The sequence below is a fragment of the Fibrobacter sp. UWR4 genome (assembly GCF_003149045.1).
Taxonomy (GTDB): Bacteria; Fibrobacterota; Fibrobacteria; order Fibrobacterales; family Fibrobacteraceae; genus Fibrobacter.
This window is the reverse complement of the sequence record NZ_QGDU01000037.1, coordinates 19,832-32,134: the sequence shown is the minus strand read 5'-3', so window position 1 is coordinate 32,134 and position 12,303 is coordinate 19,832. Positions and strand designations below refer to the sequence as shown.

At 47.0% G+C, this 12,303-nt stretch carries 9 protein-coding genes; 3 read left to right on the top strand and 6 right to left on the bottom strand.

Annotated elements, in window-relative coordinates; translation table 11 throughout:
- Window positions 1-104: 104 nt before the first annotated feature.
- The 6 genes from BGX12_RS13110 to BGX12_RS13085 are packed head-to-tail and all read right to left on the bottom strand — an operon-like array spanning window position 105 to window position 6,842.
- Complete coding sequence (locus tag BGX12_RS13110) at window positions 105-875, bottom strand: restriction endonuclease subunit S (RefSeq protein ID WP_109736496.1); 771 nt, start codon at window positions 873-875, stop codon at window positions 105-107.
- Window positions 876-927: 52 nt separating this feature from the next.
- Window positions 928-2,958, bottom strand: coding sequence for a P-loop NTPase fold protein (locus tag BGX12_RS13105; RefSeq protein ID WP_158278257.1), 2,031 nt, complete (start codon window positions 2,956-2,958; stop codon window positions 928-930).
- Window positions 2,948-3,235, bottom strand: coding sequence for a hypothetical protein (locus BGX12_RS15665; RefSeq protein WP_199220781.1), 288 nt, complete (start codon window positions 3,233-3,235; stop codon window positions 2,948-2,950). Before BGX12_RS15665 ends, BGX12_RS13105 begins: the two co-directional genes overlap by 11 nt.
- Window positions 3,216-4,682 carry an ATP-binding protein gene (locus tag BGX12_RS13095; RefSeq protein WP_109736494.1) on the bottom strand — a complete coding sequence of 489 codons (1,467 nt, stop codon included), beginning with the start codon at window positions 4,680-4,682 and terminating at the stop codon, window positions 3,216-3,218. Before BGX12_RS13095 ends, BGX12_RS15665 begins: the two co-directional genes overlap by 20 nt.
- A 7-nt stretch (window positions 4,683-4,689) precedes the next feature.
- Window positions 4,690-6,255 (bottom strand): type I restriction-modification system subunit M, encoded by a 1,566-nt coding sequence (locus BGX12_RS13090; RefSeq protein WP_109736493.1) that lies wholly within the window; start codon window positions 6,253-6,255, stop codon window positions 4,690-4,692.
- A complete protein-coding gene (locus BGX12_RS13085; protein ID WP_158278256.1) occupies window positions 6,252-6,842 on the bottom strand; it encodes a restriction endonuclease subunit S in 591 nt (196 codons plus the stop codon). Before BGX12_RS13085 ends, BGX12_RS13090 begins: the two co-directional genes overlap by 4 nt.
- A gap of 474 nt (window positions 6,843-7,316) precedes the next feature.
- Here BGX12_RS13085 and BGX12_RS13080 point away from each other — a divergent pair, with 474 nt between their 5' ends.
- Genes BGX12_RS13080 through BGX12_RS13070 form a run of 3 tightly spaced genes read left to right on the top strand, consistent with a single transcriptional unit; the run spans window position 7,317 to window position 12,155 of the window.
- Entirely contained in the window at window positions 7,317-9,752 is a 2,436-nt protein-coding gene (locus BGX12_RS13080; RefSeq protein ID WP_233246395.1) for a circularly permuted type 2 ATP-grasp protein, read from the top strand.
- A gap of 10 nt (window positions 9,753-9,762) precedes the next feature.
- Window positions 9,763-10,638 (top strand): transglutaminase family protein, encoded by an 876-nt coding sequence (locus BGX12_RS13075; RefSeq protein ID WP_109736490.1) that lies wholly within the window; start codon window positions 9,763-9,765, stop codon window positions 10,636-10,638.
- 23 nt (window positions 10,639-10,661) lie between these two features.
- Window positions 10,662-12,155: a circularly permuted type 2 ATP-grasp protein gene (locus BGX12_RS13070; protein WP_109736489.1), complete on the top strand. Its 1,494-nt coding sequence runs from the start codon at window positions 10,662-10,664 to the stop codon at window positions 12,153-12,155.
- Window positions 12,156-12,303 lie beyond the last annotated feature (148 nt).

Genomic DNA, 12,303 nt, shown 5'->3' with positions numbered 1-12,303 from the left:
TCTCGGTTAAGTCTCATCGCTTGTCCTTTTCTTGGTCGAAAACGCAAGTTAGAAACCTAACCATCCCTAGAATTCACTTTCTAGGGATTTTTTTTGTTTTCAGCCTAGATCGGATTTACTTGACGATGAGAATCCGCGAAATAATAACCTGTAACATCTAAAGCAGAAACACTTTTTTTGTAATACTCTTGCTGATTTACCAAACCTAGCTGCGCAGAAGATGTCAGTACATTTTTACAATTTTCTTTATTTTTTCTTGTTACGGCATCAAAAAGGTCGCCTACGCGGCAAGTATCCCATGCTCCATCATCAATTTTTTCAACAATATGTTCCTTTAACATTTGTTGAAATCTTTTATTTTGAAGCACCACCAACTTCTCCATTTTTTCAATGGCAGAATCCCAAACAGAAAGAGTCTCGGCAATTTTCTTCTGTTCCGCAAGAGGAGGTAACGCAAAGGAAATATTCAATACAGTTTTCCGATCAATGCCAGGAATTAGTCCACATCCTTTTTGTTTTATATTCAAAAAGTTTGTTGCAATTACATTAAACAAAAAGTCCCTATCTACGCCTTTCAAATTTTGCAAGGCCATAATTTGACGGGCGATGTGAGCTGATTCAAAATCTGCAATAGCCAAAGTTCCAAAACCGGACCCTTTGCATACTAAAAGTATTTCACCTCTGTGAGCAATACACCTAGGACAATTGGTCCATCTATTTAAAACAATATGATTGTTGGCGAAATTACTCGCCCCTGTAATATAAGGGGTTCCCAATGTTTCATCGCTGTATAATTCTGGTGCAAAGTCTTGACCTGACAATAAAGAACAAACATCTCCCAACTTCACTTTTTTCCATCCATTAGGCAAATTCATTTGAAGGCCCTCTTTAGGATTTTCTCAATCCCTTTTTCAAATTCTTTCATACTCATTTTTCTCGATTTCCCAAAATCTTATTCAAGGTCATTTGAAAATAATGTAATCCAAATTGGCTCGTGGTTTTTGATAGTGCTCCGTCTTTGATGGGCTCGTTAAATTTTTCTTGGACACAGCATCGTAGTGATTTCAAAAAAGCCAATTCATCTTCCTTTTTTACACGTCCACAATCATATCGTTCAACTAGGGCTGTTCTTATTCGATTTTGAGAGTCCGGATCGTAAGAAAGAAAAACATCAACAAATCGATTTATATCAATATCAGAAAGAACAAAAAGTTCATCACACCCATTGCATTTTGAAATCAAAGAACATGCTTTTACAATTTTCTTAACATTTCCACTTTCTAAACACACGAAAAAATCATTCTTAGATTTCTCTCTTTGTTTTTCTTTTGCCTGTTGTTGCATATTTTCCAAAAAATTTCGGAACGCTTCGTTTTTATCTTCATATTCTTTATAAATAGAGTGATACTGCAAAATGTAATCTTTAGAATCCAGTTCTTCATAAATCAGTTTGTTTTTTGCCTTCACCCGCTGTACATAGGATTCCATCTCTTTGATAAATTCGTCACCAGACTGTTTTAAAGCACCTTTTTTTGCATACCAATAAAGATGGTAGAATAATGAGAAAATTTCATTGGTGTTTAAAAGAGCTTCGTCTTTTAACGCCGCATAAAACGCTTCAATCGCTTCAGTACCTTCTGATGATGGTAAGAATGGCCATCTATATATTTTTTGGTAGGTAGAAGATAGTTTTTTGTCAAACCAAATGGACTCCTTTATCAATCTACGAACATATTCAACATCGTATTGGCCGTCCTTTATCCAGGATTTCCATACATCAAACCATTTTTTCCCATAGTCTCCTGTATTTGCAGAAAGTCTTTCAATGGAAGAATAAAATTCAGCGTGTCGTTCCCATGCTGTTGATGGAATTTCATAGGAGTGGTGCATATATGCTTTTATACGCTCACCATCGGGAGTCTCAACACCAATTTCTCCTTCAGTTAGATTACCTAGATAAAATGCATAGTGTATGCTAAAGAAGTCTGCAATAAACAGAGAGTTAAATTCGTTATTCTTTAAGAGATATTCTGGAATCTTTTTTTGCTTTATTCGTCCTCCGATAAACAAATCAAAATCCATTAATGAGTAGCGAATAGCCCTGTAATTGGAAACATTGGCAATAGAGACTACGCGTAATAGGATGTCGAGATTATCTTTTAAAAGTTTTTTTGTCCGATCCGAAAATCCCAAAGACTTGTCAGAAGTATTGAGCCACTGATTTAGAACATCCTCGACATTTGTTTTTATAAGAAACTCTCTGCCAATAACTTTTTCTTTTACAAATCTTAAGCTTTGTGTCCGACTTTTTTCTTCAATTTCATCTATTTGGTATCTTAGTTGGCGCGTTTGATTTTGTTCTTGTGTAGAATTAGCAATCTCGTAAATATTCTTCTGTTTGATATTTTTTTCTTTAAATTGCTCATTCCAAACATTTTCATCAGCAACAATAACGCAATGAAGACCATCGTCCTCAACAAACGGGTTTATAAAACTCAATAGTTCAATCAGATTTGTTGCAGCCCTTTCACAATCGTCAAAAAACAAAACGAAATTGTCGTTTACTTTACGCAACTGCTTTCCAATTTTTTCGGCTTCCTTCATTGCTCCAGAAGCAGCTCCTTGTCCAGCAGGACCTCCTAAAACATTAGCACCGACTAGCGCTGCTGTCTTTGCGACGCTAAATGCCAATTTAGAAATGGGTTTCCCAAAAATATTGTGTACTGCCTCGTAAATTCGTTCGTCAATATCATCTTTAGATTTTACTCCAAATAAACTTACATAAACAGGTTTTAGCGTACTATTGTTTTTTTTGCCAAGATTATTTGCAATGAAGTCTTTTACAAAATATGTTTTCCCGGACCCCCATGCCCCTTTGATAAGTACGGCATAGCTAGGCCTATCAATCTGAAGATATTCCTTTAGATAGTTTTCAATATGTTCATTGCTATTTGCCATTTTCGCCACCATTCGCCAAAATAGGATTCTGCAAATTAAGGGTAAGCAAGGTTCTTAATTGACTTTCTGCGGTTTCGCGCAATTTTTCAAGACGATCCGATTGAGGCAAGCCTTGTTTTATAAAACTACCCGCATCTTTTTTAAACGTATCGAATTTGCTACGTTTAAAATCAGGGTTATGAAGGCTCTCCCGTAGGCCCAAAAATTCCACAATGTCGCGACTTCTTAGCCAACTATGGATAGTTATTTGCGGATTGTTAGATTTTCTTGGTGTCATAGTATTCTCCTTCTCGCCCTTCTTTCTCTTTTTTAACCCAATGTCCAGTTTTTGAAGGGCCTTCCCACTTAATGCCAAGGGCTTTCAAATCTCTTTTTACCGTTATACGGCTTACTCCTACACTCAAGGCAATTTCATTGATAGAAATAGTATTGTTGGACTTTACTATATCTTCTATGTTGAGCTTTCGTTTTTGGGGCTCATTTTGAGGCTCGTTTTGGGGCTCATTTTGAGGCTCGTTCTGGGAATTACCACGATTTTTCTTGATTTCAACGCCGTTTAGCTTGTTGAACGGGAATGAAACTACCACAAATCCAGTTTCTTCGAACCAGCTAGGTTCTTCGGCGCCTTCGGCCTTGCAGGCGTCCATGATGCGCTTTACTCCAGAACCCCAGTTTTCCAAAACCATGGTGCTGTACAATACAGACGCCAAGGTGATGTTTCTTGGGTAGGACCTGTGCGGCAATTTTATGCTTTCTGGAGTCAATTCCCTCGGGAGTAGTCCCGGGCTTTCTATTTCGATACGATCGTCGTAAATGGCGATGCCGATGGAGCATTGGTATTTTTCGTAGTCGCGATGGCAAATGGCGTTGATCAAGGCTTCGCGCAATGCCGCTACTGGAATATCCAAATGTTCTTCTCTGTACCAGCCTGTAATTTCGCCGCTAAGAGATAGATGCTTAAAGAAAAAAGCCATCCCTGCATCCATCAGTTCGTAAAAATTCCCGTGTACCCGTTGATTGTCTATGAAATGGAGCTTGTCTGTTCCGCGAAAGCGCGCCATTCTCAGTTCGAAATCTCGGGTTTTCTTTTTAGAGAACAGCACGGCTGCAGCGTTGTTCAAAACGCCATTTTCGAGCAGTTCCCATTTCTCCAAGATTTCTTCAAGAGATGCGTGGAGGGACATTTCTGAAATGCGTCCTCCTTCCACACCGACACGGACAGCGCCTCTGATTCGGCCTTCGTCAAGATCTTCGATACGGATGTTTTCGGCGGGCTGCATTTCCCAGGCATATTTCCTCGGGCGATTCTGCATGATTCTTTCATCAAACAAATCGCGAGGCATTACCTTAGTCACGCTTTCTACCCTATAATAGGGCTTGCCTTGAAACGTGTATGGTCTTGTGCCATACACCCACGGATTAAACTTTAAAACTATAGCCTGAAATCCTGGTTTTCCAGGAATATCAATGTATTCCACGACAGGATTAACGGCAGGTTCAATTCCTGACATTATTTGAGCCACGTCACGACGGGTGGACTCATTCACGATTTGCCCGATAATTTTTAAAGACGGAGAAATACCGAATACAAGAATTCCACCATCAGAGTTCAGGAATGCACAGGCCGAGCGCATTCCCTCCTTCAGCTCCCCAGTAGATTTTTTCAATTCCAGGGATTTTGTTTCATCTTGCGAAATCAGTCTTTCTAGGTCTTTAAAGTTCATGGGGACCCTACCGCTTAATTTCCTTGAGTTTTTGCGCCATCAGCTTGCGGACTTCTGCCAGTTCCTTTTCAAGGCGGTCAATATCCTTCTGGACCTCGTCAATGTCAATGGGGGCTTCTTCTTCGAAGGTGTCCACATAGCGCGGGATGTTCAAGTTGTATTCGTTATCCTTGATTTCCTTGAGGGTGGCCAGGTGAGCGTACTTGTCAATGGCCTTGCGCTTTTTGTAGGTATTTACGATTTTTGTGATGGTCTCTTCGGAAAGGGAATTCTGCTTTTTGCCTTGCACAAATTCACGGCTTGCGTCAATGAACAGGACGTCCTTGCGTTTTTCGTTCTTGCCGCCCTTTTCACGACTGCGGTCAAATACAAGGATTGCCACCGGAATACTTGTGGTCGGGAACAGATTTTCGGGCAGGCCGATAACTGCATCCAGCAAGTTTTCTTCAATCATGGCTTCGCGGATTTTGCCTTCGGATGCTCCACGGAAAAGAACTCCGTGGGGAACAACCACGACAACGCGACCTTCGCCAACGAGGCTCGTTTCGACCATGTGGGTGATAAAGGCCCAGTCGCCCTTACTCTTGGGCGGAATACCGCGGAAGAATCTGTTGTAAGGGTCGCTTTCTGCATTTTCGGCACCCCATTTATCTAGCGAGAACGGGGGATTTGCAACCACGGCGTTGAATTTCATCAACTTGTCTTTTTCAACGAGCATGGGGTTGTTCAGCGTGTCGCCCCATTCGATGCGGGCGCTGTCGGTGCTATGCAGGAACATGTTCATGCGGCAAAGTGCCCAAGTGCTTCCGTTGGATTCCTGGCCGAATAATGCGAAATTGTTTCCGCCAATTTGCTTGGATGCCTGGAGCAGCAATCCGCCTGCGCCACAAGTGGGGTCGCAAATCTTGTCACCTTCCTTGGGGTCGGCGAGTTTTGCCACGAGTTCCGTTACAACGAACGGTGTGAAGAATTCTCCCGCCTTCTTGCCGGATTCCGTACCGAATCGTTCCAATAGGTACATGTAGGTGTTGCCGATAATGTCTTCGGAAACGCGACTGGGCGACATGTTCAATTCTTCTTTATGGAAATCTTCAAGAAGTGTTTTTAAGCGACGGTTGCGGTCCTTGGTTCTGCCCAAGTTCGGTTCGGAATTGAAGTCAATGTTACGGAAAACGCCTTCCAACTTCAGGCGGTTCTGAGTTTCGATTTTATCCAAAACGATGTTGATAAGGTCGCCAATATTATCTGCGGTTCGTCTATCGTAAAGGCTGTAGTAGTCAGCGGTGAATTCATCTATCACATTGCCCTTTTCATTCGTGAGCTGGACCAAGGGCAAGACAAAGCGTTCGCGTTCCAATTTGCGGCGAATTCTGGATTCGTCGTCGCCATATTGTTTACGGTAAGCCTCGTAATGGTCGCGCCAAACATCGGACATATATTTGAGGAACAGCATCACCAGGATGTAGTCCTTGTACTGAGCCGGATCAACCGCACCGCGGAATGTATCGCAAGCGGCCCATGCTGCGGCGTTAATGTCGTCTTGCTGAATTTTTTTGACGTTGTTTTCGGTCATAGCGACTCCAGATAGTTTGAAATTTCTCGTTCTAAAATTAAGTTCTTTCGAATGGCAATTTCTGACATTAGAAATTGTTCTTTTTTATTCAAGTTGACCAAGTCAATGATTTTTTGCTGATCTTCGATGCTTGGCAATTTTAAGGGCATCTTTTCAAGGACGGCCTTGCTTATTAGGGGAATCCCCGTGCCTTTGGCGTGTTCCTTGAAATAAGACTCCCCTGGCGCTCCATTTATCCACCAAACAAGATATTCAGGCAAAACAACGCCGTCCTTCACGCGAATGAGGATCATGGGTGCGGCAACAAGAATGTGTTCGCGAACTTCGGGTACGACGGCAGCTACGAAACTTGTTCCACGGGATCGGAAAACAATGTCACCTTCGCTTGCTAAATGAGAGGGGCTAGGAGACACGCCCTCCACACGCTTTAGGGCAAGCACGTTAAGGACTCCGCCGGCATCCACATCCTTTAAAAAACAGGTAAGTACCCCCTGTCCCCCTGGAATGCAAGTGCTGCGAAAAGGATAGCCTACCAACAGGTCGGCAACGTCCCCTAACTGCACAATTATGGATAAATCTTTCGACATGCTACAAATATAATCAAACTCATTTGCAAAAGCAAGATTTTTTGTAGTATTTCGCATACTAACATAATTATTTTTAGATTTTTACAGTAAAACGGTGTTTTCTTAAGGCTACTTCGCACCGTTTCAAGGGTTGATGGACTCCCATAACAAAAACCAAAGGCCCACGTCCCTTTACAAACAAAAATTGTAAAACAATCAAGAATTGTATCTACATAAATCTTACGATAAAGTTATCAGTTCGTCAAAAACGAAAAATTTGTCGGAAAATGTCTTAAAAGCAATTTGTTCAGCAAGCTTGGGGCGTTTAGGCTAGGCGTTTTTTTCAATTTCATCGTAACATCACAGACTTTGGCACGGCTTTTGCATTTATATGGTCGGAAGGCCGAACTTTCGGGCGACTTTTGGTTGATTAGTCCGAAATCCGGCAAAACGAATGGAATGAAAATGAGCTGTGTGGAAACAGAAATAACTAGCATGAGTTCGCAGGAACTTGAGCACCGCTGCAAGCGGCTCCGAAACGTGCTGGAAGAAAATGACCTTTCGTCGACAGTGGGCGTCAACCACAAGGGAACCGATCCCTTGCCCCTTGTGATTCGCCCCGACGAATGGTCCATCATCGAAAAGGGTATCGCCCAGCGCGCCCGACTTTTCAACGCATTGGCCGCCGACATTTACGGCGATCAGAAGCTTTGGAAAGAAGGCAAGTTGCCGGCGGCTTTGCTTTATGCAAACCCTGAATTTTTGCAAGTGGCCTGGAAGGTAAAACCTGCAGGCGACATCTATGTGCATCTTTCCGCTTCGGACATCGTGCGGCTGGAAGATGGTTCCTACCGCGTGATGGCAGACCATCTGCAAGTCCCCGAAGGTTTGGGACGTGCGTTGGAAAACCGCATTGGAGTAAGCCGTGCCTTCCCGGAACTTTTCCGCAGCATGCGTACGGAGCGCCTGGCAGGGTTCTTCAAGAAGTTGCTGGACTGCTTGGACGGATTGCAGGCTGAAATCGGAGCTGATGCCGCGCGGGGTTCGTCGCGGGCGGCAAGTGGCGAAGGTCGCGTGGTGATGCTGGCCAGCGGCCCTGACAGTCACCGTCGTGCAGAGGACGCACTGCTTGCCCGCTACCTGGGAATTCCTCTAGTAGAAAATGATGACCTTGCCGTCCGCAATTTGCAAGTGTACATGAAGACCCTCATGGGCCTCAAGAAAATCGGCGCCATTTTCCGCCGTGTAGAAGACCGCATGTGCGACCCGCTGGAACTGCGCATCGACAGCGGCGAAGGCGCCGTGGGCCTTATCAGTACTGTGCGTGCCGGCAATGTGGCCATTTCAAACTTTTTGGGTTCCGGCGTTCTGGAAACACCCATGTTCACGCCCTACCTGCCAGAAATTTGCCGCACCTTGCTTGGCGAAGAGCTGTTGATTCCCGATGTGGAAACGGTCTGGCTCGGCGACGAATCCCGCCGTGACGAGGTGATGCGGGAGCCGGAAAAATGGATTTTCAAGAAGGCCTTCCCGGAGAAGGTTGGCGCCAACGGAAACGAAGTCCGCAAGGAAGCGCCCAAGGCTTACGCCGCCATGACTTCTACAGCGCAGCTGGCCCTGTTGCAGACTCTGGAAGAAAATCCTGAAGCCTGGATCGCGGAGCGCTACGTGGAGGTTTCTACGGTGCCCGCCTACAAGGATGGAAAGTTTGTCACCGCAAAGGCTTCCATGCGAATCTTTGCAGTGAACACCATGCATGGAACTTCTGTAATGCCGGGTGGCCTTGGCATGTTCCAGCTGGTAGACGGAAGCCTTGCAACTTCCGCCGCAGAACCTGCCGACAAGGAAGTCGGAGAAAAGGACATCTGGGTCCTTTCCGAAAGACCTGTGGCAAACTTCTCGTTGTTGGCCCCTGCGGATCAAGTGGTCATGCCGTCGAGAGCTGGAGGCGATTTGCCTAGCCGCGCAGCAGAAAACTTGTTCCGCTTGGGTCGCGACTTGTCTGCGTCCAACATGATGGCCCGAATCGCCCGCGGTATCGCCGTGCGCCTTTCCGACGAATCCTGGATGGAAATGCCGGAACTGCCTTGGATTCTGAAGGCGGGAATCTCCGACGACTCCCTGACGAAGCTTTCTCAGGATCCGGAAAACGCCTTGCGCTACTTCATTTTGCGAAAGGACAACAAGTACGGCATGCAATGTTCCCTCACGGAAATCCGCGACTTGGCAGTACAGCTCCGTGATAGAATTTCCGAGGACTTGTGGCTGGCCTTGAACGGATTCGGCGTGGCGGAAATGCCTGCTGGAAACGGCGCCGCAGCCTTGTTGCCTTACCTGAAGTCCGTACTTTCCGACAGTACGGCTGTGGCAGGCCTTGCTGCAGACTCCATGACCCGCGGCCACGAATGGCGATTCCTTGAAATGGGTCGCCAGATCGAAAGCGCCATCCGTACGTTGCAATTGATCAAGAGTCTTTTGAGCCGCGCTCCTGCAGACGAAATCACGAACCTGCGATTGCTGCAGGCTGTGCTTGAAATCGGTGACGGCCTCATGACGTACCATCGTCGCTATGGCGGACGCCTGCAGGTCACTCCGGTTCTGGACTTGCTCCTTTCCGACGAGTCCAACCCGCGAAGCGTTGCCTATCAGGTTGCACGTCTCCGCGAAGAGACGGAACATCTGCCTGGCAACAACCAGGGCGAAGCCGCCTTCTCTCCGCTGGATCTGGAATTGATGAGATTGCAGGCAGACCTGCGCTTAGCTAACATCGAAAGTCTTGTTCAGGCAAACGGAAGTGAACGAGAAACATTGACCAAACTGGTAGACGAAAAGATCGCATCCATTGAACATGTGGCTGAATTGATCAGTAGGCTCTACTTAAACCATGCACCAAGAACTGGCGTTGTTCACGCCATGGCAACAGAAGTGTAAGGAGTTTAAGATGCCTATTTATCAGATCGATCACGAAACTGTCTACGACTATACACTGCCTGTTTTGTATAGTAATCATTTGGCCTATATGCTGCCCCGCGCGGTACCTCGCCAGAACTGGATTTCCCACCGCATCGAGGTGGAGCCCAATCCCACCGCAAGGCAGGAACGCTTGGATATTTACGGGAACAGGGCTTTGGCCTTCAGCATTGAACAGGAACACGAACATTTCAGATTCAAGACTACTGCTGTCGTGGAAGTTAAGGCTGAAGAACCTCCTGCCCAAAGCCCCGCCTGGGAAGAAGTGGCAAAACTTTTGAAGTGTCCCTCGGATAGCGACACTCTGGAAGCTTCCATGTATGCCTACTCTTCTCCCTTTGCAAATACCGACGACTCTGTTCGGAATTATGCATTGGAAAGTTTTCAGCCCGGCCGCCCTATTTTCGATAGCGCCAAGGAGCTGATGACCAGAATTTTTACGGACTGCGCTTACACACCGGGCGCAACCCGTATCGGAGCCCAGCCCCAGGAAATCTTGCGTGGACGTAAAGGCGTCTGCCAGGATTTCGCACACCTGATGATCGGATGCCTGCGTTCGCTGCACCTGCCCTGCCGCTACATCAGCGGCTACCTGCGAACCCATCCACCCAAAGGTCAGCCGAAGCTGATTGGCGCAGATGCCACTCACGCTTGGGTCGCCACCTTCATACCGGGCCATGGCTGGGTTGAGTTTGACCCTACCAACAATGTTCTCGGAGGTGACGAGCACATTATCTTGGCCTGGGGACGCGACTTCGGCGATGTAAGCCCACTGAAGGGCGTCATTACCGGAGGCGGAAACCCGATCCTCAAGGTCGGTGTAAACGTAGACGAATATACACCTTAAAAAAACGAACACAAGGAAACATTATGAAGTTCGGTAACTATAACACAGAAGGATTCTACGATGAATTGTGTCTGCCTGATGGAACTCCCCGTCCGTCAGCAGAACCGCTCATTACCCGCATTAACGAACTGCCGGAAGGTGAGCTGCAGCGTCGTCAGAAAGTTGCAGAGTCGGCTTTCTTCGACAACGGCATCACCTTCGCCGTCTATGGCAACAAGGATGGAAAGGACAAGATCATTCCTTTCGATGTCATCCCCCGTATTGTCAGCGCCGGAGACTGGAAGCATTTGGATGCAGGCCTTCGCCAGCGTACCGAAGCTTTGAACTGCTTCCTTACGGACATCTATAACGACCGCAAGATTCTCCGCGACAAGGTAGTACCCGAAAGCCTCATCAACACCTGCACCGCTTACCGCCCGCAGATGGAAGGCTTCGTTCCGCCCAAGGGAATCTGGGCACACATCACCGGTACCGACCTGGTTCGCGATACCGACGGCACCTTCTACGTGCTGGAAGACAACATGCGTTGCCCCAGCGGTGTTTCCTATGTGCTGCAGAACCGCCAGATCCTCAAGCGCACATTCCCCCAGGTGTTCACCCATTGCAGCATCCGCCCTGTGGATGAATACTGCACCCGCCTCCGCAAGGCCCTGGAATACCTGGCCGATGGCGTCGCAGAACCCAAGGTCGTCGTGCTGACCCCAGGTGTGTATAACTCCGCCTACTATGAACATTCCTATCTAGCTCAGCAGATGGGTGTTGACCTGGTCACCGGAAACGACTTGATTGTTCAGGACAAGAAAGTCTACGCCCGCACCACCCGCGGCCTGAAGCAGGTTCACGTGATCTACCGTCGTGTAGATGACGAATTTCTGGATCCGCAAGTTTTCCGCCCCGACTCCTGCCTGGGTGTGCCGGGACTGATGGAAGCCTACAAGGCCGGAAACGTGGCCCTCGCCAACGCCCCTGGTTGCGGAGTTGCCGACGACAAGGCCATCTACACTTACGTTCCGCAGATCATCAAGTACTACCTTGGTGAAGAAGCCATCATTCCCAACGTTCCCACTTTCGTCTGCGAAAACCCGAAGCACATGCAGCATGTGATCGACCATATCGAGAACATGGTGGTGAAGGCTGCCAGCGAATCCGGTGGCTACGGCATGCTTGTTGGCCCCAAGTCCACCAAGGCCGAATGCGAAGCCTTCAAGGAAAAGATCAAGGCCAATCCCCGTAATTACATCGCACAGCCCATGATTTCCTTGAGCCGTGTGCCCTGCATTGTGGACGGAAACTTCGAAGGCCGTCACGTGGATTTGCGTCCCTACATTGTGCAGGGTAAGGAAACCTACATCCTGCCGGGTGGCCTCACTCGCGTGGCCCTGAAGAAGGGGTCCATCGTGGTGAACAGTTCCCAGGGCGGAGGCTGCAAGGATACCTGGGTCATTGCCGAAAACGAAAAGGCTCCAGAACTAGGCCAGGCCAAGCAATGGATGGAACAACAACAGCAGCAGCAATAATTGCTTTGCAATTATTGCTGCAGGGGCTAGGTTTTAGGGATTAGTGATTAGAAAAAAAATGACGGCGGAGCCGTTTTTATAAAGAGCGCCGAAGGTGCCAAATATTTCACAATCCCCTAGCCCCTAGTCTCTAACCCCTTTAATTTTT

What these genes read in the sequence shown, in the direction of transcription:
- BGX12_RS13090 (WP_109736493.1), bottom strand. Translation starts at nt 6,255, where the DNA reads ATGACCGAAAACAACGTCAAAAAAATTCAGCAAGACGACATTAACGCC.
- BGX12_RS13070 (WP_109736489.1), top strand. Translation starts at nt 10,662, where the DNA reads ATGAAGTTCGGTAACTATAACACAGAAGGATTCTACGATGAATTGTGT.
- BGX12_RS13075 (WP_109736490.1), top strand. Translation starts at nt 9,763, where the DNA reads ATGCCTATTTATCAGATCGATCACGAAACTGTCTACGACTATACACTG.
- BGX12_RS13105 (WP_158278257.1), bottom strand. Translation starts at nt 2,958, where the DNA reads ATGGCAAATAGCAATGAACATATTGAAAACTATCTAAAGGAATATCTT.
- BGX12_RS13080 (WP_233246395.1), top strand. Translation starts at nt 7,317, where the DNA reads ATGAGTTCGCAGGAACTTGAGCACCGCTGCAAGCGGCTCCGAAACGTG.
- BGX12_RS13110 (WP_109736496.1), bottom strand. Translation starts at nt 875, where the DNA reads ATGAATTTGCCTAATGGATGGAAAAAAGTGAAGTTGGGAGATGTTTGT.
- BGX12_RS13085 (WP_158278256.1), bottom strand. Translation starts at nt 6,842, where the DNA reads ATGTCGAAAGATTTATCCATAATTGTGCAGTTAGGGGACGTTGCCGAC.
- BGX12_RS13095 (WP_109736494.1), bottom strand. Translation starts at nt 4,682, where the DNA reads ATGAACTTTAAAGACCTAGAAAGACTGATTTCGCAAGATGAAACAAAA.
- BGX12_RS15665 (WP_199220781.1), bottom strand. Translation starts at nt 3,235, where the DNA reads ATGACACCAAGAAAATCTAACAATCCGCAAATAACTATCCATAGTTGG.